Raw genomic sequence first — 26613 nt, forward strand, 5'->3', positions numbered from 1 at the left:
CCGTGTTCCCGGGTAGGTTGGCTCCGGTGGACGGTGGTGACCGTTGCGGGCCCCGGGAACGAGAGAAGGTGACGGCACAATGGCCGTGAAACGCAAGAACGTGAAGCGAAAGAAACAGAAGGTGCCGTTCAGCCCGTGGATCATCGTCACGTGGGCCTTCGCAGCGGTCTGGGCGGTACTCGCCATGTTCGCACACCGTGCCGGTATCCACACACTCATCTGGGGTTTCGGGGTCAGTGCACTTCTCACCGCCATGACCGCGACCGCGGTGACGGTCATCCCGGAACTGCGTTCCTCGGCCGGGCTCGCGTGCCCGGTGGCGCTGATTCTCTCCGGAACGGTCGCAGTCACATTCAGCTGGTGGTTCATTCTCGCGCTGTTCTGCGGCGTTCCGTGGCTCGTTCTCTCGCTGATCAGGCTTTCCGCTCCACGCCGGGCCAGGGGAGGACTGCATCTCTGGCGTGGCGACTACTAGCGGAGTTCTCCCTCCGCACCCGATCTGGGTAATGGCCCTGACCGGAGGTATGGAACCCACCCCAACCCGTCATGGTTTCGATGGGTACGGACTCGGAACACAGATGACCGCCACCGGACCGAGCCGGTGGTCCTTCCTGAGACAACCCGCGAAGACCTGCTGACTCAGCGATTCGAGGACCCCACAGGACTAGGTGGGATGCCCGGTTCCTGGTTCCCGCACCCGACGACCGAGTCCGGCACACCGGGCGGTTTCATCGGCTTTCCCAACGAACCACGGCCATAGCCCGGAGGATGGCCGACCACCCCACCGGCGGGAAATGACCCCCGGACGAGTACTTGCGTCCGGGGGTCATTGGATCGTCATCGAAGTGAGGTCAGCCCTGCAGCTCCTCCAGCTTGCGGCGAACCTCGGAAGCCGGAGGGTTGGTGGCGTGCGTACCGTCCGAGTACTTCACGGTGGGCACGATCCGGTTGCCGTCATTCACTGACTCAACCCATGCCGAGGCCTCGGCATCCTCGTCGACGTTGACGGCGGTGAACGGCGTCTCCGTACGGTTGAGGGCCTTCACCAGGCGGTTGCAGTACGGGCACCAGTCGGTCAGGAACACTGTGATGTGATTGTTGCTCATGCCCGGTATAACGACACCGGCCGTCGGGATTATTCCACCGGGCTGCGGCGGTAGGTCCGGATCCGGAAACGCAGCGGCCCCTCCTGTGGAGCCGCCGCGGCCGCACCGGTCAGCCGGCCCTTCTCCGATTCGATCCAGTCGGTATCGGCGGTGCACGTGAACGCATTCCCGAGCTCCGGTGCGAACACCGCGACGGGACCGAGAACATCGCGCAGTTCGGCGCCGATGAGCGTCACCCGAACCTCATCCACCATCGGGAGGGTGTCGGCGTAGACGCGTCCGCCGCCTATGATCCACGCACCTTCCGGCGCCTGGGACGGATCACGGATCACGGTGGCGCCCTCGGACCAGGCGTCGGCCGGGCGAGTGGTCAGGACGTAGTTGTCACGGCTGGGAAGAGGGCGGAACCGTTCGGGGATCGTCTCCCAGGTGCGCCGCCCCATCAGGACAGGAGAACCGAACGTTGTTTCCCGAAAATACCTGAGGTCCTCAGGAATGTGCCACGGCATGTCCCCTCCGTCGCCGATGACCCCGTCAACCGACTGTGCCCAGATCGCTCGGTAGCCCATGACTCAGACCGCCACCTTCCCGCGGATCGCTGGGTGGGGATCATAACCGGTGACGGAGATGTCGTCGAAGGTGTAGTCAAACATCGAGTCCGCCTTGCGTAGGTGAAGCTGCGGGTAGGGGCGTGCCTCGCGGGAGAGCTGCAATTCAACCTGTTCCCGGTGGTTGTCATAGACGTGACAGTCGCCGCCCGTCCAGATGAACTCGCCTACCTCAAGTCCCGCCTGCTGGGCGAACATATGAGTGAGCAGTGAGTAGGAGGCGATGTTGAAGGGGACACCGAGGAACATATCCGCACTACGCTGGTAGAGCTGGCACGACAGTCGCCCCTCCGCGACGTACATCTGGAACAGTAGATGACACGGAGGGAGTGCCATCCGGTCCAGATCCGAGACATTCCACGCGGAGACAATGATTCGGCGGGAATCAGGGTTATTCCTCAACTGATCCAGGACTTGGGAGATCTGGTCGATGTGGTGACCGCCGGGTGTCGGCCAACTGCGCCACTGTACCCCGTAGATGGGGCCGAGGTCACCGTCGGGAGAAGCCCATTCATCCCAGATGCGGATCCCGTGCTCCTTCAGGAATCTGATGTTCGACTCGCCCCGCAGGAACCACAGTAATTCACCGACGACTCCCCTTAGATACACTTTTTTTGTGGTGATCAGCGGGAAGGAATCGGCGAGATTGAATCGCATCTGGCGGGCGAACAAGCTGGTCGTGCCCGTTCCCGTGCGGTCATCCTTGTGGGTGCCCTCGCGCATGATCCGCGTGAGGAGATCCTCGTAGGGAGTGGAAATGGGGGTGGCGCTCATGGCGTCCAGACTAACGGAAACAGCCCCTGCGTCCGACGGCGGGGCTGTGGCTGTGTTCCGGGAAACGGTGGGGGACTAGGTGTAGGAGCCGTTCTCCGTCAGATATGCGGCCGCGATTTCCAGGATCTCGTCGGCGAGATCCTTCCGGCAGATCAGTAGATCCGGCAGGTAGGTGTCCTTGTTATTGTAGGTCAGCTCGCTGCCGTCGAGGCGGGAGCAGTGCAGACCGGCCGCCTGGCAGACACCGACAGGTGCGGCGGAATCCCATTCGTACTGCCCTCCGGCGTGGACGTAGGCGTCGGCGTCGCCGAGCAGGACGTGCATGGCCTTCGCACCCGCGGAACCCATGTCCATCGGTTCGAAGCCGAGCTTCTCCGCGACGTGGAAGGCGACCTTCGGGGGCCGGTTGTGCGACATGATGATCTTTCGGGCGAACGGGCCGCGCACGGCGCGGGCGTCGTGGGAGCTGAACACGACGCCGAGGTCGGGGAGAGCTACCGCCGCCGACAGCGGCCTACCGTTGTCCACCAGAGCGATGTGCACCGCCCAGTCCTGTCGGCCGGTGGCGAACTCGCGGGTGCCGTCCAGGGGGTCGATGATCCAGACGCGGTCCTTGCCGAGGCGCGCCGGGTTGTCCGCGGCCTCTTCACTTAGAACACCGTCATCCGGGCGGTGCTGAGCCAGAACCCGGGCGATCCAGCTCTGGGCCAGCTCGTCACCGGCGTCGCCGAGGCCCCGGCCCCGCAACAGTCCGACGTCGCGCACCCCCTTCAGGATGTCGCCGGTTCCTTGGGCGAGTCGGGCGGTGAGAATGGCATCATCAATGTTCGCGGTCATGGTCCCCACTCTAGTTGTTGGAACGGGCATCCGCTCGGCGCCCGAAGGGTCATACCCGTCACACGGTCGGGCATGTTCGGAAATTCCCCGCCTATTCGACGCAGATAACCCGTCGATGCGAACATTTGGTTGAATGGGGAGCATGCCGACGCCCATCCTGAACTGTTTCCGACCGGAGGTCAGGACCTGGTTCACGGACGTCTTCGCCCACCCCACAGCGGTGCAGGAACAAGCCTGGGCAGAGATCTCCACCGGCGGACATGCACTCGTGGTCGCCCCCACCGGCTCCGGCAAGACCCTCGCCGCTTTCCTGTGGGCCCTGAACTCACTCATCGGTCGTCCCGGCCAGACCCGGCTGGCTGCACCAGAGGGGGTGACCGGAGCGGCTGCCCCTGCATCCGGCACCGACGGCTCCGGGGTGAAGGTCCTCTACATCTCCCCGCTCAAGGCACTCGGCGTCGACGTGGAGAACAACCTCCGTGCCCCGCTGACTGGGATCGCCCGTGCCGCCGACCGCCTCGGTGTTCCGGCACTGGACATCACCGTCGGTGTGCGTTCCGGGGACACCCCAGCGAAGGAACGAGCCCGTCAGCAGCGCAACCCGCCGGACATCCTCATCACCACGCCCGAGTCGCTGTACCTCATGCTCACCTCGAAGGCAGCGGGCACGCTCACCGGTGTACGCACCGTCATCATCGACGAGATCCACGCCCTCGCGGGCACGAAACGCGGCGTGCACCTCGCGCTGTCCCTCGAACGCCTGGAATTGCTCACCGGGCAGTCGGTGCAGCGCATCGGGCTGTCCGCCACTGTCCGACCCCTCGAACGGGTCGCCGCGTTCCTCGGTGGAACCAACCGCGACGTCGCGATCATCGCGCCGGGCAGCGAGAAACGGTGGGAACTCGACGTCCACGTCCCTGTGCCCGACATGTCCGATCTACCCACCCCGGAACACGCCTCCACCATCGGGGACGCCGTCATCGACGATCCCCTCGGCTTGACCGCACCGCTGGACGGAACCAGTGACCGCGGGCCTGCGGCGTCGACAGGTGCTCCGCAGGAATCGGCGTTGCCCACCGCGGGCTCCATCTGGCCGTTCATCGAGACCGAGCTCTACGCGGAGATCACCCGGGCACGCTCCACCCTCGTCTTCGTCAACTCACGCCGCACCGCGGAAAGACTGACCAGCAGACTCAACGAGATCCACGCCGAGAAACACGATCCGGGGGCGCTCTCCGCACCGACCCGTAGGCCACCGGCTCAGGTGATGAAGTCCGTCGACGTCGCCGGGAAAGCCGACACCATCCTCGCCCGCGCCCACCACGGCTCCGTGAGCAAGGAGGAACGCGCCCGCATCGAGGAGCAGCTCAAATCAGGGGAACTCACCTGCGTCGTGGCCACCTCATCCCTGGAACTCGGCATTGACATGGGTGCCGTCGACCTCGTCATCCAGGTTGCCTCACCACCGTCCGTCGCCGCCGGACTGCAGCGCGTCGGCCGCGCCGGGCACACCGTCGGCGCTGTCTCCAGGGGCTCGTTCTATCCCCAGCACCGTTCTGATCTCGTGCAGAGCGCGGTCACCGTCGAACGGATGCGGGCCGGTGCGATCGAGGAACTGACCGTGCCCCGCAACCCCCTCGACGTGCTGACCCAGCAGACCGTCGCCACCGTCGCCGCCCGTGACATCCACGTCGACGAGTGGTACGAGGCTGTGCGCCGTGCCCACCCGTACGCCACCCTCGCGCGCGAGGTGTTCGACGCCGTCATCGACCTGGCCTCCGGCGTGTACCCGTCCACTGACTTCGCGGAACTGCGGCCCCGCGTCGTCTACGACCGGGTCACGGGAATGCTCACCACCCGGCCCGGCGCGCAGCGGGTGGCCGTCACCTCCGGTGGCACGATCCCGGACCGGGGCATGTTCGGCGTGTTCCTCGCGGGCACCACCGGCGAGGGTGGTGGGGCGCCCCGCCGGGTCGGTGAGCTGGACGAGGAGATGGTCTACGAGACCCGGGTGGGCGATGTATTCACCCTCGGGGCATCGAGCTGGCGGGTTGAGGAGATCACCCGCGACCAGGTCATCGTCGCCCCGGCACCCGGGCACACCGGCAGATTGCCGTTCTGGATCGGGGACCAGGCGGGCCGCCCCGCAGAACTCGGAGCCGCACTCGGTGCATTTCGCCGCGAGGTCGCCGCCGATCCGGCGCGCGCCGCGGGCCTCGGCCTGGACACCTGGGCGCACGAGAATCTCACGCGCTATCTCGCGGAGCAGGCCGACGCCACCGGAATCGTCCCGGACGAGAAGACGCTGCTGTTGGAACGCTTCACCGACGAGTTGGGGGACTGGCGCATCATCCTGCACACCCCCTACGGACGCGGGGTGAATGCGGCGTGGGCGCTCGCCGTCGGTGCGCGGATCGCGGAGAACACCGGCATGGACGCCCAGGCGGTCGCCGGCGACGACGGCATCGTCCTCCGCCTGCCCGACATGGACGGTGAACCCGGCGCCGACCTGTTCACCTTCGACGCCGACGACATCGAGGACCTGGTCACCCGGGAGGTCGGAAACTCGGCGTTGTTCGCCTCCCGGTTCCGGGAGTGCGCTGCCCGCGCGCTGCTCCTGCCGCGCCGCGCCCCCGGCAAACGGGCGCCGCTGTGGCAGCAGCGCCAGCGTTCGGCGCAGCTCCTCGACGTCGCCCGGAAATACCCGTCGTTCCCCATCATCCTGGAGACGGTGCGCGAGTGCCTGCAGGACGTCTACGACCTCCCGGCGTTGAAACAGCTGTGCGCCGATCTCGGTGCACGTCGTGTCCGCATCGCGGAGATCACCACCGACCAACCCAGCCCCTTCGCCTCCTCGCTGCTGTTCAACTACACCGGTGCGTTCATGTACGAGGGCGACACCCCGCTGGCGGAGAAACGCGCGGCGGCTCTCGCCCTCGACCCCGCGCTCCTGGCGAAACTGCTCGGAACCGTGGAGCTCAGGGAACTCCTCGACGCCGGGGTCATCACCGAGGTCCACGCCCAGCTGCAGCGCACCGCCGACGGACGGAAGGCCCGCGGCCCGGAGGAACTCGCCGACGTGCTGCGCATCATCGGCCCCGTCCCCGTCACCAGGGTCCACGAGCACTGCACCTTCGGTGAGCCCAGCACCGTCGTCGACCTCGCCCTCGACCACCTCCGCGACCGGGTCATGCTCGTGCGCATCGCCGGAACCGAGCACCTGGCGCAGTCCCTCGACACCCCGCTGCTCCGCGACGCCCTCGGTGTCCCGGTACCCGCAGGTGTGGCGGCGCAACCGGCCACCGTCACTGATGCACTGGCCCAGCTCGTGAACCGCTTCGCCCGCACCCGCGGCCCCTTCACCCTCGCGGATCTGGCGGACACCTTCGGGCTCGCGCCCGCCGCCGCACACACCGCGCTCCGCCAGGCCGTCACCGACGGAACCGTCATCGAGGGCCACTACCGTGCCGGGGTCGAGGGGCCCGAGTACTGCGCCGTCGAGGTCCTGCGCACCATCCGCAGTAGGTCGCTGGCGCTCGCCCGATCCCAGGCCGAGCCAGTCAGTGGTTCGACCTTCGCGCGTTTCCTCACCGACTGGCACCAGATCGCCGGCGTCGGCAGGCGGCCCGTGTTACGCGGTGCGGACGGTGTGTACACGGTCATCGAACAGCTCGCCGGTGTCCGCCTGCCCGCGAGTGCCTGGGAGACCCTCGTCCTGCCGGCCCGCGTCGGCGACTACACCCCGCGCCTGCTCGACGAGCTGACCGCCACCGGAGAGGTACTCATCCTGGGCGCAGGCTCCGCCGGTACCCGGGACCCGTGGATCATGCTGCTGCCCGCCGACTACGCCGCGCAGCTCGCCCCGCGGACCGAGCCTCCCACGCTCACCGGACTGCAGGAGGCGGTACTCACCGTGCTGCGCCGCGGCGGCGGTTTCCACTTCGCCGAGCTGCTCGGGGAGGTGTCCACCCTCGCGCAGGATGATCTCGACATCGCCGTGCCGCGCGGCGTCGAGGCCCGTGATCTAGCGGACTCCCTCTGGGAGCTCGTCGAGCTGGGACTGGTCAGCCCGGACAGCTTCGTGCCGCTGCGGGCCCGCCTCGCGGGCACGACCTCCGGCGCCACGGCACACCGTGCGAAACGCAGGCCCACCCGCAACCGTCTGCGCATGGGGCGCACCCGCTTCGCGCAGGCCGAACGGGCGAACGCGACGGCGGTGTCCGCCCCACCGGACATGGTGGGACGGTGGGCCGCCGCCGTGACCCCGGCGACCGACCCGACGACCCGCTCCGTCGCGCACGGCGAGGCGTGGCTGGACCGGTACGGCGTGGTCACCCGGGGCAGTGTCGTCGCCGAGGACGTCACCGGTGGGTTCGCGCTCGCCTACAAGGTCCTGTCCTCCTTCGAGGAGACCGGTAGAGCGATGCGCGGCTACGTCATCGATGGCCTCGGCGCCGCACAGTTTTCCACGGCGGCCGTCATCGACCGGCTTCGGGGACTGGCCGACACCCCGGACGTCGAGGGCTGGCCGTCGGGAACCACCGATCCGGAGGTGGTACTGCTCGCGGCCGCTGATCCGGCGAACCCCTACGGAGCCGCGCTGCCGTGGCCCGACTGCCCGGGGGCGCGTCCGACCCGCAGCGCCGGTGCTGTGGTGGTCCTGGCCGACGGGCTGCCGCTGGCGTACCTCACCCGGGGTGGCCGCAGCCTCACCCTGTTCCCCGGAATCTGCCCCGGTGGGGCGGCGGAGCTGGTCGCCCTCGTGGTCGCTGCCCTGGTGGATGCGGTCGCGGCGGGGCGGATGTCCCGGTTCACCGTGGAGAAGATCGGCGGGGAACCGGCCCTCGAATCTCCACTGGTCGGGGCCTTCCGCTCGGCGGGTGCCGCGATCACCCCGAAGGGGCTGCGGCTGGCCGGAACCTCCGGCACCGTCACTCCCCGGGTGGCGCGTACCCGACCTGGAAGGTCACTGTCCGAGGCCGCAGCCGATGCCGCCGACATTGACCTCACCTTCGACGACCCGCCGCCCGGTGGCGGATTCCGCAGGCCCAGGCAGCCGGGGCGCTGAGGGGAGCCCCGGCCCGAGTGGGAACGGGGACCGGTCCAGTGTGGTGTCGGCACAATTCGGTCGAGAGCTCCTGCGTTTATTTCTTCCGGGGAGTGCGGAAGATGAGATACGCGAACACCGCGCTAAACAGCAGAGCGAAGATGCTCGTCGCCGCAGAATTCATGTCCCAGTTCTGCAGTACACCGAAAAAGACGAAGAAAATCGCGCCTGTTCCGATGAGCGTGACGACTGTTCTGAGAATCATCACTATTCTCCCTGTTTACCGTGTCCGTAGTTATTGTGATCCGCGCGTGGAGCTCCAACGGATGTGCCGCCGAGGATAACGTTGTTCGTGAATGTGTGGAGTTTCCCGCCCGCGGTAAGGGATTTCATCCTCCCATCTGCCCCCTTTGAGCTGGACACACCCTCGTGTGGGTCTGACGCCTACCCGGATTACGGTGAGCAACCGGCGGGCAGTGGTTCTGTCCAGTTTGCGTAGGGCTTTCGCGGCTGATGGAACGTAACTGATCGTATGGGGCATGAGCCTGGATCAGAGCCTGAGTTCGCGTTCAAGTTTCTCGTGGGAGACCCTTCCGGTCTCCTTTTGTGACTCGTCGGCTGCGGGGATCTCCGCCAGCTCTTCCATCGCCAGCACCGCCCGGTCGAAGAACTCGGGCGAGATAACGACGGATCGGCGTCCGATACCTCGGGACGTGATCTCTACCGGCTCATTCTGTGCGGCAGCGATGTAGTCACTCTGATTGTGAACTGGGACAGCGTTACGGATGCCACATCACTGTGTACAACTTGTACACAGTGATGTGGGGTTATTCCGCCAGGCGAATCACCTGAACAATCGCGGTTCCGCACAATGGATGTCGGTGTGGCGACGGTAGTCGAACCCGTCGATATCAGGGAAGGGTCTACGGTGGGAGCATGACCACCATCGTCGATCCGGTGTAGTGGCCGGGTGAACCTTACGGAAGGATGGCCGTGGCATTCTGGCGGTGACACCGATGGGTACAGGGAGAAGACTCTGGTTCAGCCCGACTGGACTACCACGGACCCGGCACCGGGACATGTAGCTGGTGATCGTGTGGAGCGTCGTGTCTCGCTTCTAAGGCGCTCCTACCCGGTACTCGAGGATCGCCAGCATCCACAGGTTGATGAGGTACGCCATTATCCCGAAAGGAGCCCCGTGCCCGAGGGTGATTCCGTCTACCAGCTGTCCGCGCGGATGCAGTTCATGTGCGGACGCGAGGTGACCTCGACGTCGATACGCGTGCCCCGGTACGCCACCGTCTCCTTCACCGGGGAGACGGTCGGGGCGGTGTGGCCGCTGGGCAAGCACCTGTTCATGTCTTTCGGCGACCGGATCCTGCACACGCACTTGAAGATGGAGGGCACCTGGTCCGTGCACCGGAAGGGGGCCCGGTGGCGGAAACCCGGGCACGCGGCGCGGGTGGTGCTCCGGCTCAGTGACGGCCCCGACCGTGCGCCCATCGAGGTCGTCGGCTTCGACCTGGGCCTCGTGCAGGTGTTCCCCGCGTCCGAGTACCGGGAGCGGATGGGGTATCTCGGGCCGGACGTGCTCTACGACGACTGGACTGAATGGGGACGGGATGAGGCGCGGCGCCGCATTTTGGTCCGCCCGGACCGGGCCATCGGTGCAGCACTGCTCGACCAGAGGAATCTGGCCGGGGTAGGCAACGAGTACCGCGCGGAGATCTGTTTCCTGTGCGGTGTCCACCCCGCGACGCCCGTGTCTGAGGTGGACGTGGATCAGATTCTCGATGTGACCCGCCGACTGATGTGGGCGAATCGCAGTGAACCGGTGCGGGTGACCACAGGTGTGAAACGTTCAGGGGAGACGGCCTATGTGTTCGGACGGAACCACCGCCCGTGCCGCAGGTGCGGGATCCCGATTGAGCAGAGTTTCCTCGGTGGCGTCGACAGGGGCGGGGATGACGGGGAACTGGAGCGGGTCATCTGGTGGTGTCCCCACTGTCAGCCGGCGCCGGACGGCTGGGTCGGCGACGGTCGGTGATCCGTGTCGTTCTCAGGGGTGCGGCACAGTGGACGTACAGGCGGCGGCCATAGAATGAGGGCATGAAGCTCCTCCTGAACATCATCTGGTTCGTATTCGGCGGCGTGTGGCTGGCTCTGTCCTACGTGATCTTCGGGGTCGTCGCGTGTCTCTTCATCGTCACGATCCCTGCCGGAGTGGCCTCCTTCCGGATGGCCAACTATGCACTGTGGCCGTTCGGCCGCTCCGTCATCGTCCCGGACACCGGGGTCAGTGGGCTCAATACCGTCAGTAACGTCATCTGGTTCGTCGTCGCGGGTTTCTGGTTGGCCCTCGGGCACCTGACCACGGCGGTGACCCAGGCAGTGACGATCATCGGTATCCCGCTTGCGCTGGCGAACCTGAAGATGATCCCGGTGACCTGTTTCCCCTTCGGTAAGCAGATCGTCGACAACGACCGGATCCCGGTCGGGTACCGCCCGATGGTGCAGATGTGACCCACTGAAAGTGAGACGGTGCGCTATGTCGGCGTCCTGTTCCGGCGGCAGGCGGCGCCGGTGAGACACCTCAAGGAGATGAGTACGGTGCGCAGTAATCCGGAGACCCAGTCCAAGCTGGTGGCGGCGACCCGGGAGGTTATCGTCTCCCACGGTTTCGAGGGCTGCACGCTGGAGCGGATCTGCCAGACCGCGGGTTTCACCAGAGGCGCGTTCTACTCCAATTTCGCGGACAAGGACGCTCTGTTCACCCTGGTGGTCCGGGACGAGTATTCGCGGGTGATCGAGCTTCTCGACGCCGTGACCCGGGAGTGGGTCGCGGGTTTCCACCCCGGTGTCCGACGCAGGACATGTTCGGCTGAGGTCGCGGCCGAGAAACTGGCCGATGCTCTGCTTCGGACCCGGGAGCGGTTGGGGTTGGACCGGGATTTCCTCGTCCTGCACAACGAACTCCTCGCGCGCGCTGCCCGGGAACCGGAGTGGGCGATGCAGTTCATGGAGATCAACCGCGACTTTGTTGTCGGCGTCGGGAGGGCTCTCGAGCTTATGCTCGCGGAGGTTGACCGGGTCCCAGTCAAACGCACTGAAGCGATCGCGCAGGCGGTCATCGGTATCACGATGCGCTACACGGGAGTGTCGGTGTGGCGAGATCGGCTGGCGGACGTTGAAGCGGAGCATCACCGCCGGGGGACGATGCTCGAGCTCGACGACATCCTGGATCTCGTCCTCACTCTGCTGATGGCCTCGTCGAGGCCCGCGAATGAGGATGTGTCGGAGTAACTCCGGTACGGCAAGGGGCCGTGAGTGTCATGTCCCGCATGTGCTCAACCGGTGCGGGGGCAACCAGTTGGACGACCGTGTGAAACAGTATCTCGTCATCCCGTGGCGGTTGCGGGAAAGAACACATCGGCGGTTGCCGCGGCTGTGAGCGGCTGCGATACAGGATCGTATCGCTTTGATACAGAAATGTATTCGACAGGCTAACCTAACTGTCTTACGCTCCGGAGAGACGGGTCCGTCATCTGTTCGCATGCCCTGGTGCCCTCGCTGGCCGCTGGACGTGGGGAACAGGATGGAGCCGTCGATCAGCAGTCAGCACCGTCAATCCGAGTACGACGGCGGACGGACGCGACGGAAAACCAGCTCCCACAGCCCTGGGGTTCCGGGCCGGGTGGCCGACGCGTGCGTGCCACCGTCAACGTCTTCCCGAGGAGTCCCATCAGTGACCACCACCCACGCCGACACCAACGACATCACGAGCTTCACCGCCGGTGAGACCCCACTGCATCAGATCCCACACCCGGGGATCCTGTTCGCCGGACAGGCGTCACAGTGGGTCGAGGCGCTGGCCGACAGCGTGACGGACACATCGACCGGTCGACTCCTTGATGAGCTGCTCGATGCGGCCTGGCACCGCTGCGCCCCGGTTGCCCGTGACATCTCGATCATCGTTCCCGGTGCCCGCGAACGTCTGCACTCCCTGATCGGCGGGGCGGCTCCGCACCGGCTGCCCATCGACCGGGAGCCCGCGGTCTCCATCGCGGGTATCACGCTCGCGCAGATCGGCGCTCTTCATCAGCTCGCTGACGCAGGAGTCACCCTGAGTTCCTGGCGGTTCGCCGGCCATTCCCAAGGAAGTCTCGGTGTCGCCGCAGCTGGCGCCATCGCCGACGGGGACCGCTCCCGGCTGGTTGACGTCGTCGCCTTCGCGCTCATTCTTGGTGCGGTGACCTCCGCCCGCGCACGTGACCTCGGCATCAGCTCGGATGAGTCCTGCATGCTGAGTGTCCGCGGATTCTGCCGTGAGGGAATCGACGCCGCGATTGCGGAACTCCCCGGATCTGGCGTCGAGGTCGCGCTGTGCAACAGCCCGAGGCATTTCGTTCTCGCCGGGACATTCGAGGGATTGGTGCGTGTCCGGGGTGCCCTCGTTGCTGCCGCGGAGACCCACAATGCGGGGATCATCGACAAGAAGCGTGGCGGTTCACTGATCGAACCCGTATTCAACGTCCTCGAGGTCGCCGCACCTTTCCACCACTCCGCGATGACCCCGGCTGTGGACCGCGCCGCGGCTCTGTCCGCACGGTGCGACCTGGGGGATGTCCCCGCAGCCGATCTCGCCCGTTCGATCCTGGTTGACCACCACGACTGGGACACGGAACTCGGCGACTGCCTCGACAACTGCTCGCACCTGCTGGTCATCGACCCGGGTGGGGCTCTGGACCGGATGACCCGTCCCCTCCTGCAAGGCCGGGGAATCGCAATCGTCGATGCCTCAACCGTGGCGGCTCGGGACCAGCTGGCGACCCCCGGCACTGAACTACCGCAGGCCAGTGACTTTTCGCGGTTCGCCCCGAAGCTCCTGCACCTCTCCGACGGTTCCTTCAGCGTGGAGACGAAGTTCACCGCCCTCACCGGCAACTCTCCGGTGATCCTCGCAGGTATGACCCCGACCACCGTCGATCCGGGCATCGTCGCCGCCGCGGCGAATGCCGGATTCTGGGCGGAGATGGCCGGTGGCGGACAGTACTCGGAGGAGGTCTTCGCCAAGAACCGGGACGGACTCGTTGCGCAGCTCGAACAGGGCCGCTGCGCCCAGTTCAACTCGATGTTCTTCGACCGCTACATGTGGAACCTCCAGTTCGGGGCACAGCGCATTGTCTCCCGGGCACGCGCCACGGGCGTCTCGCTGAATGGCGTGACCATCTCCGCGGGTATCCCCGAGGTTGAGGAAGCCACCGAGCTCATCACCGGACTCAACGCCGACGGGTTCCCCTACGTCTGCTTCAAGCCCGGAACCGTGGAGCAGATCCGAGCGTGCCTCGCCATCGCGGAGGTCAACCCGGACACCCCGGTCATCATGCAGATCGAGGACGGGCACGCCGGTGGACACCACTCCTGGGTCAACCTCGATGATCTGTTGCTGACTACGTACGCGGAGATCCGGGCCCACGACAACGTCGTGGTCCTCGTCGGCGGCGGCATCGGCACCCCAGACAAGGCCGCACAGTGGATCACCGGATCCTGGGCGACCCGCCACGGCATGCCCGCCATGCCCGTCGACGGGGTCCTCGTCGGCACCGCAGCGATGACCACGAAGGAGGCCACCACCTCACCGCAGGTCAAGCAGCTCCTCGTCGACACGCCCGGCGTCGACCCGGATGACGCCGGCGGTTGGGTCGGACGCGGGAACTCCCGCGGCGGGGTCACCTCGGGGCTCTCCCACCTGCACGCCGACATGTACGAGGTGGACAACTCCTCAGCCCGTTGTTCCCGCCTGCTCAGCTCCCTGGACACCTCCTCCAACGAGGCCGTCGCCGCCCGCCGCGATGAAATCATCGCCGCTCTCGACGCCACCGCGAAGCCCTACTTCGGTGAGGTCTCCGAGATGACCTACGCGCAGTGGCTGCAGCGTTTCGTCGAACTCGCCTGGCCCTGGACCGATCCAACCTGGTCCGACCGCTTCCTCGACCTCGTGCACCGCATCGAGGCGCGCCTCGCGCCCGCCGACCATGGCGAGATCGCGACCCTGTTCCCCGACATCGACTCCATCTCCGACGGTCCCGCCGCCGTCGAGAAACTGCTTGCCCGCTATCCGGAGGCAACCGACACCATCGTCGGTGCCCGGGACGCCGCCTGGTTCATCGGACTGAACCGCAAGCACCACAAGCCCATGCCCTGGGTACCCGCCATCGACGCCGACATCGCCCGCTGGTGGGGGCTGGACACCCTGTGGCAGGCCCACGACGAGCGTTACGACGCCGACAAAGTCCGCTGCATCCCCGGTCCGGTCTCCGTCGCGGGCATCGACCGCGTCGATGAACCCGTCGCCGAACTCCTCGGACGCTTCGAGGCCGCCTGCGTCGAAGACCTCCGGGAACACGACGCCCCCGTCCACGAGGTGTTCTCCCGACTGGCCTCCGCTGTCACCGAACGGGATTTCCTGCTGGCGGCCCCGCACATCGTGTGGCACGGTCACCTCATCGACAACCCCGCTCACGTTCTCGACCCGGAGGCGTTCGAACTCCTCGAACCCGACACCGACGGTGACCCCTGGACGATCCGCATCCTCTGCGACTCCTACTGGGACGGGCTCGAGGGCGAGCACCCCTTCGTCATCGAGCACGTCGACATCCCCGTGCTGCTCGGTGACTCATGCGCCACCGGTGCGGTCCCCGTGGTCTCCCGGGAGCACCTCCCCGACAGCGTCTACGCTCTGCTCGCCGGTGTCGCCGGTGTCGGTTCAACCTCCGCGGCCGGTGACGACATCACCGACCTTCCCCGAGTTCATGAGGAGGAGGGGTCGGCATTCGGTGTCGTCCGGGACTCCTTCACACTGCCCGCGCACCTGTTCACCGCGCATACCGCAGTCACCGGTGCAGCACTCACCGGTGTCCGCACGGCGCCCGGCACCGCTGACGCCCTCGTCGGTCCCTGCTGGCCCGCGATCTACACCGCCCTCGGCTCCGGCAAGCTCTCCGACGGCTACCCCGTCATCGAGGGTCTGCTCAACGCCGTGCACCTCGACCACTGCGTGGATCTCCGGGTCCCGCTCGACGAACTGCGCGACGGCACCGACCGGCACATCGACGTCGAGGCCCGCACCCGCCCCTTCGACGAGTCCGCCTCGGGCCGCATCGTCACCGTCGATCTCGTGCTCCGCCACGGCGAGACTGTCATTGCGACGATGGTGGAACGCTTCGCCATCCGCGGCCGCGTCACCACCACCGACCCCGCACCGGCGGCCCCGGACTTCGGTGGGGTCGAGGCGACGATCGATGACACCCCGCGCAGCTTCATCCGCCGCGCGACGGTGACCGCGCCGGGCGACATGACGCCCTTCGCCGTGGTGTCGGGTGACTACAACCCGATCCACACCTCCACCAACGCGGCCCGCCTCGTCGGCCTTGACGCACCGCTCGTGCACGGGATGTGGCTCTCGGCCACCGCCCAGCATCTCGCGACCGCCACCGAGCCCGGGTCCCGCCCCGCCCGACTGCTCGGCTGGACCTACTCCATGTACGGCATGGTGCAGCTCGATGACGTTGTCGAGATCACCGTCGAACGCGTGGGCCGGAGCGGCCCGAACCCGGCCATCGAGGTGACCTGCCGTATCGACGGCGTGGTGGTTTCCCGGGGGCAGGCACTCCTCGACGCCCCCACCACCGCCTACGTCTACCCCGGTCAGGGCATCCAGGCCCAGGGGATGGCCAGCGCTGACCGTGCTGCATCCGCAGCCTCCCGCGCCGTGTGGCAGCGGGCCGACGAACACACCCGCACCGCACTCGGGTTCTCCATCATCCAGGTCGTCGACGACAATCCCGTCGAGCTGAAGGTGGGGGAGACCGTCTACCGACACCCCAAGGGTGTGCTCTATCTCACACAGTTCACCCAGGTTGCTCTCGCCGTCGTGGCGTACGGACAGACCGAGCGGCTGCGTCACGAGGGCCTGCTCGTGCCCGGTTCCATGTACGCCGGGCACTCCCTTGGCGAGTACACCTCGTTGGCATCTACCGCCGGGATCTTCGAGCTCGAGGGTGTCATCGACATCGTCTTCTCCCGCGGTTCCGCCATGCACTCCCTCGTCCCCCGGGACGAACGCGGTCGCTCCAACTACGGTCTCGGAGCGCTGCGCCCGAACCAGTTTGGCGTGGATGATGACGCGGTCGTCGACTACGTGCGTTCCATCGCGGACGCCTCAGGTGAGTTCCTGGAGATCGTGAACTTCAACGTCGCCGGCCAGCAGTACGCCGTGGCCGGAACCCTCGCGGGACTGAAGGCACTGGAGGCGGACTCCTCCGCCCGCGCCGAGGCCGCGGGTGGACGCCGGGCGTTCATCCCGATCCCCGGTATCGACGTACCCTTCCATTCCTCGGTACTCCGCCCCGGTGTCGCCGCATTCGCGGAGAAACTCGACGCCCTGCTCCCCACGGACCTCGACATTGACGCGCTCGTGGGCCGCTACATCCCGAACCTCGTGGCGCGTCCCTTCGAACTGACCCGCGACTTCGCGGAGTCCATCCTGGAGGTCGTTCCCGCAGAACCGCTCCGGGAACTGCTCGGACAGGACGGCGCATTCGAGGGCCTCGCCGATACCGATCCGAAGGCGCTCGCCCGACTGCTGCTCATCGAGCTGCTGTCCTGGCAGTTCGCCTCCCCGGTCCGATGGATCGAGACCCAGGCCCTGCTCCTCGGAAAGAACGGCGTTGAGCGTGTCGTCGAAGTGGGACTGGCGTCCTCCCCGACACTGGCGAATCTCCTGGCCCGCACCCTTGAACTGCCGCAGTTCGCCACCGCGAACACCTCGGTGTACAACCTGGAGCGTGACGAGCCGACGGTCTACCTGACTGATCAGCAGGACGCACCCGCCACGGACACCGCCGATGATGACGAGGTTGACGCCGGTACGGATGAACCCGCGGGCGTGGCCCCGGGTACCGAAGCCGCTACCCCGGACACTGTACCGGCCACCGCTGAAGTCGCGGCCGTTGCGGCGAGCCCCGCACCGGCGGGAGGCCAACCGGCGGCGGGTCCCGCACCGGAGCTGACCTTCACCGCCGCCGACGCCATCATCACGCTGTTCGCCGCGCAGAACAAGCTCCGCCCCGAGCAGATCACCGGAACCGACACCACCGAAACCCTTACCAACGGGGTGTCCTCCCGCCGGAACCAGCTCCTGATGGACATGGCCGCCGAACTCGGCGTCCCCACCATCGACGGTGCCGCTGAAGCCGATGTTACGACGCTGAAATCCCGCGTCACCACCGCGGCCCCCGGTTACACGCCCTTCGGCCCGGTGCTCTCCGAACTGACCGGTGCCCGACTGCGCACCCTCGCGGCGCAGGCCGGTTCCAAGGCATCCCGCATCGGCGACCGGGTTACCGGAACCTGGAGCCTCCCCGCCACCTGGGTTGCCCCCGTCGAGGTCGAACTCGTTCTGGGAACCCGTACCGAGGAATCGGTGCGGGGCGGTGAACTGGGAACCCTGCCCGGCTCCCAGCCGACCTCTGCAGCCGACTTCGACACGCTCATCGACGCTGCCGTCCGCGCAGTCGCCGCAGCCAACGGCGTGGAGGTCTCCCTCGGAGGCGGCTCCGCATCCGGCGGCGGCGGAGTGATCGACTCCGCAGCCCTCGACGCTTATGCCGACACCGTCACCGGACCCGAAGGTGTTCTCGCGGAGACCGCCCGTGCGATCCTCGACAAGCTCGGACTCACCCCGCAGCCGGAGGCGCCTGACGCCGAGACGGCGGACGGCTCCCTGCTCGAAGCCGTGGAAGCGGAACTCGGCCCGCAGTGGCTGAAACTCGTCACCCCCGCCTTCGACGCGACCCGCGCGGTGCTCTTCGACGACCGCTGGGCCGTCGCCCGCGAGGAACTCGCCCGCATCGCGGTGGGTGCCGCAGCCGTCGACACCGCCGACAGCGCGGGAATCCTCGCCCGCTTCACAGGAACCGGGAAGACCGTCGCCGGTCAGGCCCGCTGGTGGGCGGAGCACACCGATGATGCGTCACGACGTGACCTGCTCACCCGCATCGCCGAGGCAGCCACCGGGGATTCCACGCCGGAATTCGACGGGGAGGTTGCACTGGTCACCGGTGCCGCTCCCGGCTCCATCGCCGGTTCCATCGTCGCCGGTCTCCTGGAGCGCGGCGCAACGGTCATCATGACCGCATCCCGCGCCTCCCAGGATCGTAAGGAATACGCGCGTAGCCTCTACGCCGAGCACGCCACCGCCGGTGCCCGGCTCTGGCTGGTTCCCGCCAACATGTCCTCCTTCCGTGACGTCGATTCCCTGATCGACTGGATCGGCACCGAGGAGAAGGTCACCGTCGGCGAGAAGGTCACCGTGACCAAACCCGCGCTCATCCCGACGCTCGCATTCCCGTTCGCCGCCCCCAGGGTCTCCGGATCGCTCGCCGATGCCGGAGGCGCCGCCGAGAATCAGGCCCGACTGCTGCTCTGGTCCGTCGAACGCACCATCGCCGGGCTCGCCCGACTCGCGGCGACCGGCTCCGTCGGCACCCGCGCCCACGTCGTGCTGCCCGGTTCCCCGAACCGGGGAACCTTCGGCGGTGACGGAGCATACGGTGAGGTCAAGGCCGCCTTCGACGCGATCCTCGCCAAGTGGCAGTCCGAAACCGGCTGGCCCGAGTACATCAGTCTCGCGCAGGCACGCATCGGTTGGGTCTCCGGAACCAACCTCATGGGCGGCAATGACCTCCTCGTGCCCGCCGCGGAGAATGCCGGTATCCACGTCTACACGCCCGACGAGATCACCGGCGACCTTCTCGCACTTGCGACCTCCGACGCCCGCGAGCGCGCCACCCGCGCACCGCTCGACATCGATCTCACCGGCGGTCTCGCCGACGCCGAGGTATCCCTGCCCGAACTCGCCCGCAGCATCGACCGCGATGCTCTCGCCGCCGCAGCAGCCGGCGCCGATGACGGGGCGGACACGGTCGCCACGATCCGGGCCCTGCCCACCCCGGCCCGCCGCGCCCAGCCGCAGCCGGTCGACATCGGCGAGGTGACCACCGACCTCGAGGACCTCATCGTCATCGTCGGCGTCGGGGAAGTCTCCTCCTGGGGTTCGGGCCGTACCCGCACCGAAGCCGAGTACGGGATCCACCGTGACGGCAGCGTCGATCTGACCGCCGCCGGTGTCATGGAACTCGCGTGGATGATGGGACTCATCACCTGGGCCGAGGACCCCACCCCCGGCTGGTACGACGACTCCGGGGCCGCGGTCGCCGAGGAGGACATCTACGACCGTTTCCGTGATGAGGTCGTCGCCCGCTCCGGTATCCGTACCTTCGTCGATGACTTCACCCTCGTCGATCAGGGTTCCGTCGACCTCGCGACCGTCTACCTCGACCGCGACATCGAATTCACCGTCGCGAGCGAATCCGAGGCCCGCGACTACCTCGACGCCGACCCGGCCACCACCCGCATCTCCGTCAACGCCGACGGCGAGTGGACGGTGCACAAGGCAAAGGGCGCCCGCGCCTCGATCCCGCGCCGGGCGTGCCTCACCCGCACCGTCGGCGGCCAGATGCCCACCGGCTTCGACCCCGCCCACTGGGGTATCCCCGCCTCCATGATCGACGGCCTCGACCGGATCGCCTGCTGGAACCTCGTCACCGCCGTTGACGCGTTCCTCACCAGCGGGTTCACCCCGGCCGAACTGCTCACCGCCGTGCACCCCGGTGACGTCGCCTGCACCCAGGGCACCGGCATCGGCGGCATGGAATCCCTGCACAAGGTGTTCGTCTCCCGTTTCCTCGGTGAGGACCGCCCCAGCGATATCCTGCAGGAGGCCCTGCCCAACGTCGTCGCAGCCCACGTCATGCAGTCCTGGGTCGGCGGCTACGGCGCCATGATCCACCCCGTCGCCGCCTGCGCCACCGCCGCCGTTTCCCTGGAGGAGGGCGTGGACAAGATTCGCGTCGGCAAGGCGGAGGTCGTGGTGACCGGCGGTATCGACGACATCAGCGTCGAATCGCTCACCGGCTTCGGCGACATGAACGCCACCGCCCGCTCGCAGGCGATGGCGGACAAGGGCATCGACGAGCGCTTCTACTCCCGCGCCAACGACCGTCGCCGCGGCGGCTTCGTCGAGGCCGAGGGCGGCGGCACCGTCATCATCGCCCGCGGTGATGTCGCGGCGAAGCTCGGCCTGCCCGTGCTCGCCGTCGTCGCCCACGCCCAGAGCTACGCCGACGGTGCGCACACCTCGATCCCGGCCCCCGGACTTGGTGCCCTGGGTGCCGCCCGTGGTGGGGAACGTTCCGCCCTGGCCCGCAACCTGAAGGGTCTGGGCCTCACCCCGGACGACGTGCGCGTGGTGTCCAAGCACGACACCTCGACCAACGCCAACGACCCCAATGAGTCCGAGCTGCACTCCCAGTTGTGGGCGGCTCTCGGCCGGGGCACGGACAACCCCATGTTCGTGGTCTCCCAGAAGACGCTCACCGGCCACGCCAAGGGCGGTGCCGCGCTCTTCCAGATCGGCGGCCTGACCCACATTCTCGCGACCGGTGAGCTGCCCGCCAACGCGGCCCTCGACTGCGTCGATCCCGCGATCGCGCCGAAGGCCACGAACCTCGTGTGGCTGCGGGAACCGCTCGACCTCGGGGTCGGGGGAGTGAAGGCCGGGGTGCTCACCTCGCTCGGCTTCGGACACGTCTCCGCCGTCGTGGTGCTCGCACACCCAACCTGCTTCGAGAAGGCCCTGGCGAACGCCGGATACGACGTCGACGAATGGCGCCGGCGGGCCAGCACCCGACTGCAGGCCGGTGTCCGCAGGCTGGAGGCCGGCATGATCGGCCGCGCACCGCTCTACGAGGTGCCCGTCGGGCGCCGACTCCCCGAAAAGGGCGGACACGAGGCGGAGATCAACTTGATCCTCGACCCCGATGTCCGGCTGGGGGAGGACGGCGTGTTCCCGCGGGCCTGACCCGCTGAACACCTGATGTGAGCAGGGCCCCGGCACCCACAAGCGCAGATCACTACGATCTGAACGTCTGTGGGACCGGGGTTACCTGTCCTGGTGGAGATATCCAGGTGTCGTTCTTCTCATCGAGTTTCTGTTTCCGCTGGAGTCACGGCGAGTACGGCGTGATGATCAGGATCCGGCCCCGCCCCACCGTCGAATCATGCCGGTCGGTGTCACCTGATCTTCAGAGGGACTGCATCGCGGCGACGCTTGGTCGTGGTTTGTGGTTCGTCTCCACCCGGGCTTCGAGGAGTGTTCTCCCGGGCCGCCGGGCCCAGGTCCACACTCACAGGGCCCATCCTCCCGGAGCCCCCACCTCGTAGTTCACACCGATCGCCGCGAAGTGCCTACGGGCCGCGGCGATCTTCGCATTCTCCGAGGGACGGCGCTTCGCCGGATCGAGGGTGCCCTTGGTGTCATGGATCATGTAGATTCGTTCCGCGCCGTTCTCCACTTTCACGATCGCCCAGTCCGGATGATATGGGCCGACGGGCGTATCGATCCTGAACCTCTCCGGTAGCTTCATGAACAGCCTGATGTCCTCACGGCTGTCGAGCAGCTCGGCGAACTGTCGCTCGACCTCGGAGTCGTAGATGACATAGTCGAAGTCCGTCTTCTTGGTGTTCTTCACCTGATAGAGCTGGTCGATGAAGTGGTCCTTCTCCGCCATTCCGTCCGCCTGGAGATCACGCAGCTCGTAGATGGAACCGTGGATCTTCTCGTACTGGATACCGTCAACCAGGATCGACGAGAGGTGCATATCAATCGCGTTTCTGACCATGACGGTGAAGTCGTTCGGGTTGGCGAGGAAGTCGGGGAGCCTGCCGGACTCGATCAGAATGTCGATGATCGTCTGTCTGGTTAGGGAGATGGTCTCTTGAAGCTGTCCGACGATATCGGGCAGTGGGTACTCCCGGGGCAGGACGCTCGACTGCGTTGCCTGCTCAACTGTTTTCGGGCCACCACGGGTGATCTCCATTCCCGCGCGGGTGACGCGGATCTGGAGTGGGGAGATCGCCGGGGCATCCCTGATCGCGGATACAGTCGCGTCGATCAACTTCCGGCGTTCGATGCTCACCCGGTACGTGGTGCGCGCCGTGATGGTTTCCCAGAATCTCTCGAACTCACTGGTCGAGTAGATCTGTTTGTTGAGCCTGCGGCTGACCCGCTTCGTTCTCGGCCTGGTGATACCGCTGACGCAGGTGGTGATCCGGTCGATGACCTCACCCTCGATCACCTTGTAGGGATGGGGCAGCTGGAGGGTGAAACCGGGTACATCGGGGCGGAAAGAAGGTTGGACCGTGCCGTCGGCATCGATGAAGGAGGTCTGCTGCAGGTGCTCGTGGATCTCCTTTGAACGCGCGAACCCGAGGCGGTGTTCTCCGGTGTCGTCGCTGACGATGATGCGGGCAAACTCCCCCTCACGGACATGCCCGATCGCGACATTGGCGTTCTTGTATTCGGCCTGCAGCCCCGCGGCGAATTCGCGATAGGACTCGTTGGCGATGACGGTCAGCTGGGCTAAGCTCTGGTCGGCTCGTCGCTCACCTGCCTGGTTGACGGGCAACCGGAGGCCACGGCCGATGGTCTGACGGCGTTCGGTTTCCCCACCCATCTCGCGCAGGGTACAGATCTGGAAGACGTTAGGGTTGTCCCACCCCTCGCGCAGCGCCGAGTGGGAGAAGATGAACTGGACCGGCTCATCCTCGGAGAGCAACCGGGACTTGTCCCTCATGATGAGCTCGTACGCGTCATCATCTTTTTTCGTCGTTCCCGATGAATCGACGAAGGTGACAGTCTTCGTCGTGCCCTTGCCTTTCGGCATCTGTGCAAAATATCCGGACCTCAGGTCCCGTGCCTGACCAGGTACAGTCGCCGCCCAGTCCGGATTCTTGTTCCGTTCCTCGTTGAGGATCTGGTCGAACCACCTCGCGAAATCGCCGTCGGCGTCGAGGTTGTTGTTCCCCGATCCGAGGTAGTTAGCGACCTTGTCGATGAAGAAAAGGGAGATCACCTTGATCCCTTCTGGCCGGGCCTGGGTGGCCTTGCGTAGGTGTTCGCGGATGGTTTCGCGAATCATCTCCCGGTAGATGCCCCCCGATGCCCCACCAATCGACTCGCCGACGAGGAGTTTTCCGGGGTGGTTCGTGAGCGTTATGTACTCCGGTTCCAGGCTGATCTCGTCGATTCGCCAGCTACCCCCGTACGCTGGGTTCCTAGTGACATCCTCGAGATCAACTCCCAATGTGACCCATCTCCGGGCCCGCGTTAGTGATCCGCCCCGGCCCGAAACAACCAGCTCGAGCTGGGCTTGGAAACTCGGCTTGTTCCTGACTTTGAGCAGCTTGATGGATGGAGCCGTGGTCTCGCCGTCCTGGATGGCCTCGGCGACCACGATCTGTTTGACCAGCCCGAGCTCGTGGGCGTCGACCGGGTCGAGCCGGTAGACCGTGTTGCGCGTGGTGCGGTGGGTGGCCGAATAGCGCAGCGTGCACAACGGGTTGAGTTCCCCAACCGCTGACTGGGACAGGAGGGATTCCATATTTTGCGGCTCATCCATGATGACGACCGGCCGGACGGCCCGCAGAAATTCGATCGGCTTCAGACCATTGAGTCGGTCGTGCCGCTGGTGGATGATCCGGTTGTTCTTGTCTCCGCGTAGCGACGCTATGGTCATCACCATGACCTGGACACCGGTGGAGGTGGCGAATGAACGAACCTCCTCGGGTTTCTTCCCCGAGTAGACGAACGCATCGAACGGTTGCTCCGGGTAAAGGACGCGGACGTGCTCCCGCATTAGCTCGATCGAGGTGTTGATTCCCTCCCGGATCGCCACTGAAGGCACCAGGATGATGAACTTGCGGAAAGCGTAGCGCTTCGCAAGCTCGAAGATCGTGCGCAGGTAGACATAGGTTTTGCCGGTACCAGTTTCCATCTCGACATCGAACTGCAGACCGTCGACCAGCGACTCTGCGACCTCCAGGCCGTTGCGGTCCTGGACCTGCTGGAGGTTCTCCAGGAGCGTCGAGGTGTCCAGGAACAGGCTGTTACCCACCGCGCCGATCTCGTCGGCCAGATCGATACCGGGTTCCCCCTGTCCGCCGGATCGCCGGGGGGAGGTGGGAGTGTCGTCGCCGTCACGCACCAGAACGGTGCTCAACGCATCGGCATCGGTGGGTTGGCCCCGGAATAGGTCGACGACGGCGTCGATTGCTTCGAGTTGGTGGGGCTGTCTGTCATCGAAAACGAACTTCACCGCTGAACTCCTCTATGCGATCGACAGATCAATGCCACGGGTCCTGCACAATTGCACGAGGTTCGTCTTCAGCTCATCGTCGCCGTGGAAGGAATCCTCCAGGATGATCAGCCGGGCCTCTGTGGCGTCAACCACCTCGCGGAGTTGTCCGAGGGTGGGCTTGACGTGTTTGTTGAGGTACCCGATCACGAGCCCGCGATCGACGCTGAATACCTCGAGCCCGGCGAGGGTGGTTCTCGCGTAGTTCTCGGTCAGTGACAGGCCCAGTTTCAGCAGGATCTCGATGAACAGGTCCTCCGGTGTCGCGTCATTCTTCGCGGAGTTCCGTGCCGATTCAAACAGGTCACCCAGGTCGTTTGCGGAGACATCCGCGGTCACCCGCCAGGTGGCGAAGTTCGTGTCTGCCAGCGTGTAGGCCCGGAATCCGGTGTCGAGCTGCTCGTTCCGGTGGCCCCGGTGGGTCTCCCCGGATTCGATCCGGTCGCCTGCACGGCGGATGCGTTCGCGGGAGATATCGGCGATGGTGCTGAATCCGGCGTCGCGCGCGGCGGAACCCTCAGGGGTTGGTTCCGGAAGCTGAACCGAGATGCACCGGCGCCGGCCACCGTCTCCGGCGTTCAACTTCAGCACAGCGTGGGCCGTTGTCCCCGATCCGGCGAAGAAATCGAGCACCGTACCGTCGGCGGGCATGGCCGCGGACACGAGCAGTTTCAGTAGTTCCGTGGGCTTCGGATAGGAGAAGTACTCTTCCATGCCCAGCTCAGCGAGATCATTCTTCCCGAGTTCGGAAAGGGCTGTGACGATGGAGTACATCTTCGACTTCGCCTCGCTCACGGGCTCATACCGCACGACGATGTGGTTCCCCGTCTTCTCGTCGACTTCCAGCTCGAGGGCACCTGACGCGAGCTCGGCGTCGATCTTGATCTTCTTGTCCGGGCCCTTCAGCTCCTCGATCTCTTCGTAGAAGCATCGCCGTTCGGTGCCCTTCTCATATTTTCCGAAGACCCTACGAATCACGTCGTCATTGCGGAGGTAGGCGACGCCGTCCCGATGGACGACCTTGCCCTGGATGACCTTCTTCCGCATGAGTGGCGGGGCGTGCGCGATGGAACGGGCGTAGACATGGATGAGATCGTGACCCTTGACGACGTACTTCGCCTGTCCGCCGCCCTTCGCCCGCTGATGAACCAACGAGGTGATGAAGTTCTGCTCACCGAATATCTCGTCACAGAGATCCCGTAGCTTTGCTTGCTCGTTGTCGTCGATGGAGACCATGAAAATGCCGTTGTCGGACAGGAGATTCCGCGCCAACTTCAGGCGCGGGTACATCATGTTGAGCCAGTTCGAGTGGTAGCGTCCGGCGGTCTCGGCGTTGGAGGAGAGCTTGCCGCTCTTGTCGGTCTGTTCGGTCCAGTTGAGGTAGGCACTCATGCCGTCGCGGAAGTCATCCTTGTACACGAAGTCTCTGCCGGTGTTGTACGGCGGATCGATGTAGATCATTGTGATCGTGCCGTAATAGTGCTTCTGCAGAACCTTGAGGACCTCGAGATTGTCGCCTTCGATGAAGACGTTGCTCGTGGTATCCCAGTCCTTTGATCGGTCGTGATCCGGTTTCAGGGTCGCCGTCGTCGGCATCTGTGCCACACGCTGTGCATCGCGCTTGCCGGGCCAGTGGAGACCGAAACGCTCGGGGCCGACCGCTGCGTCGTCCCCGAGGAGCTTGGAAAGCTTGGCGACATCGAGTTGTCCGTCACTGATGATCTCGGGGGCCAGATCGGCGAGTTTCCGGGCGAGATCGGTGCGGAAGTCGGGGCTGGCGTGGGGAACATCGACGTGTTCTTTGGTCACGGGGTTACCTTCCATCTGGTGGCAGACGTGGGCCGAAGGTGCGTGGATCCGCGCAATTTCTCAACTATACCGACGGCCTCGACCACGGTAGCGGGCCACGGACCCCGCCACTGTCG

General features: G+C 66.0%; 13 protein-coding genes. 6 read left to right on the forward strand and 7 right to left on the reverse strand.

Annotated elements, in window-relative coordinates:
• The first annotated feature begins 79 nt into the window (after positions 1-79).
• Positions 80-475 carry a hypothetical protein gene (locus JDV76_RS02920; RefSeq protein WP_198735395.1) on the forward strand — a complete coding sequence of 132 codons (396 nt, stop codon included), beginning with the start codon at positions 80-82 and terminating at the stop codon, positions 473-475.
• A 376-nt stretch (positions 476-851) separates the two neighbouring features.
• Here the strand turns inward: JDV76_RS02920 and JDV76_RS02925 are convergent, their stop codons facing one another.
• The 4 genes from JDV76_RS02925 to JDV76_RS02940 all read right to left on the reverse strand — a co-directional run bounded on the left by JDV76_RS02925 (position 852) and on the right by JDV76_RS02940 (position 3325).
• Positions 852-1106, reverse strand: a complete 255-nt coding sequence (locus tag JDV76_RS02925; RefSeq protein ID WP_198735396.1) for a mycoredoxin — start codon at positions 1104-1106, stop codon at positions 852-854.
• Positions 1107-1135: 29 nt separating this feature from the next.
• Positions 1136-1675, reverse strand: a complete 540-nt coding sequence (locus tag JDV76_RS02930) for a dihydrofolate reductase (RefSeq protein WP_198735397.1) — start codon at positions 1673-1675, stop codon at positions 1136-1138.
• Between the two features lie 3 nt (positions 1676-1678).
• A complete protein-coding gene (locus tag JDV76_RS02935; RefSeq protein WP_198735398.1) occupies positions 1679-2488 on the reverse strand; it encodes a thymidylate synthase in 810 nt (269 codons plus the stop codon).
• A 75-nt stretch (positions 2489-2563) separates the two neighbouring features.
• Positions 2564-3325 carry a 3'(2'),5'-bisphosphate nucleotidase CysQ gene (locus JDV76_RS02940; protein ID WP_198735399.1) on the reverse strand — a complete coding sequence of 254 codons (762 nt, stop codon included), beginning with the start codon at positions 3323-3325 and terminating at the stop codon, positions 2564-2566.
• A 142-nt stretch (positions 3326-3467) separates the two neighbouring features.
• On the opposite strand from JDV76_RS02940, the gene JDV76_RS02945 reads away from it, so the two are divergent.
• Entirely contained in the window at positions 3468-8393 is a 4926-nt protein-coding gene (locus tag JDV76_RS02945) for an Lhr family ATP-dependent helicase (protein ID WP_198735400.1), read from the forward strand.
• A 76-nt stretch (positions 8394-8469) separates the two neighbouring features.
• Here the strand turns inward: JDV76_RS02945 and JDV76_RS02950 are convergent, their stop codons facing one another.
• A complete protein-coding gene (locus tag JDV76_RS02950) occupies positions 8470-8637 on the reverse strand; it encodes a hypothetical protein (protein WP_198735401.1) in 168 nt (55 codons plus the stop codon).
• Positions 8638-9570: 933 nt separating this feature from the next.
• Between JDV76_RS02950 and JDV76_RS02955 the strand changes: the two genes are divergently transcribed.
• The 4 genes from JDV76_RS02955 (at position 9571) to JDV76_RS02970 (ending at position 21354) form a co-directional block, all read left to right on the forward strand.
• A complete protein-coding gene (locus tag JDV76_RS02955; RefSeq protein WP_198735402.1) occupies positions 9571-10419 on the forward strand; it encodes an Fpg/Nei family DNA glycosylase in 849 nt (282 codons plus the stop codon).
• Positions 10420-10481: 62 nt separating this feature from the next.
• Positions 10482-10895 (forward strand): YccF domain-containing protein, encoded by a 414-nt coding sequence (locus tag JDV76_RS02960; RefSeq protein ID WP_198735403.1) that lies wholly within the window; start codon positions 10482-10484, stop codon positions 10893-10895.
• 87 nt (positions 10896-10982) lie between these two features.
• Complete coding sequence (locus JDV76_RS02965) at positions 10983-11675, forward strand: TetR/AcrR family transcriptional regulator (RefSeq protein ID WP_198735404.1); 693 nt, start codon at positions 10983-10985, stop codon at positions 11673-11675.
• A 442-nt stretch (positions 11676-12117) separates the two neighbouring features.
• Positions 12118-21354, forward strand: coding sequence for a type I polyketide synthase (locus JDV76_RS02970; protein WP_248140850.1), 9237 nt, complete (start codon positions 12118-12120; stop codon positions 21352-21354).
• A 325-nt stretch (positions 21355-21679) separates the two neighbouring features.
• Here the strand turns inward: JDV76_RS02970 and JDV76_RS02975 are convergent, their stop codons facing one another.
• Positions 21680-24649, reverse strand: a complete 2970-nt coding sequence (locus tag JDV76_RS02975) for a restriction endonuclease (protein WP_198735406.1) — start codon at positions 24647-24649, stop codon at positions 21680-21682.
• A 12-nt stretch (positions 24650-24661) separates the two neighbouring features.
• On the reverse strand, positions 24662-26497 hold the full coding sequence (locus JDV76_RS02980; RefSeq protein WP_198735407.1) for a DNA methyltransferase: 1836 nt from the start codon (positions 26495-26497) through the stop codon (positions 24662-24664).
• Between the last annotated feature and the right edge of the window lie 116 nt (positions 26498-26613).

Origin of the sequence: Corynebacterium marambiense, from assembly GCF_016342275.1 — a bacterium.
In the GTDB taxonomy this organism is placed as follows: domain Bacteria; phylum Actinomycetota; class Actinomycetes; order Mycobacteriales; family Mycobacteriaceae; genus Corynebacterium; species Corynebacterium marambiense.

What these genes read in the sequence shown, in the direction of transcription:
- JDV76_RS02930 (WP_198735397.1), bottom strand. Translation starts at nt 1,675, where the DNA reads ATGGGCTACCGAGCGATCTGGGCACAGTCGGTTGACGGGGTCATCGGC.
- JDV76_RS02945 (WP_198735400.1), top strand. Translation starts at nt 3,468, where the DNA reads ATGCCGACGCCCATCCTGAACTGTTTCCGACCGGAGGTCAGGACCTGG.
- JDV76_RS02935 (WP_198735398.1), bottom strand. Translation starts at nt 2,488, where the DNA reads ATGAGCGCCACCCCCATTTCCACTCCCTACGAGGATCTCCTCACGCGG.
- JDV76_RS02920 (WP_198735395.1), top strand. Translation starts at nt 80, where the DNA reads ATGGCCGTGAAACGCAAGAACGTGAAGCGAAAGAAACAGAAGGTGCCG.
- JDV76_RS02960 (WP_198735403.1), top strand. Translation starts at nt 10,482, where the DNA reads ATGAAGCTCCTCCTGAACATCATCTGGTTCGTATTCGGCGGCGTGTGG.
- JDV76_RS02925 (WP_198735396.1), bottom strand. Translation starts at nt 1,106, where the DNA reads ATGAGCAACAATCACATCACAGTGTTCCTGACCGACTGGTGCCCGTAC.
- JDV76_RS02950 (WP_198735401.1), bottom strand. Translation starts at nt 8,637, where the DNA reads ATGATTCTCAGAACAGTCGTCACGCTCATCGGAACAGGCGCGATTTTC.
- JDV76_RS02940 (WP_198735399.1), bottom strand. Translation starts at nt 3,325, where the DNA reads ATGACCGCGAACATTGATGATGCCATTCTCACCGCCCGACTCGCCCAA.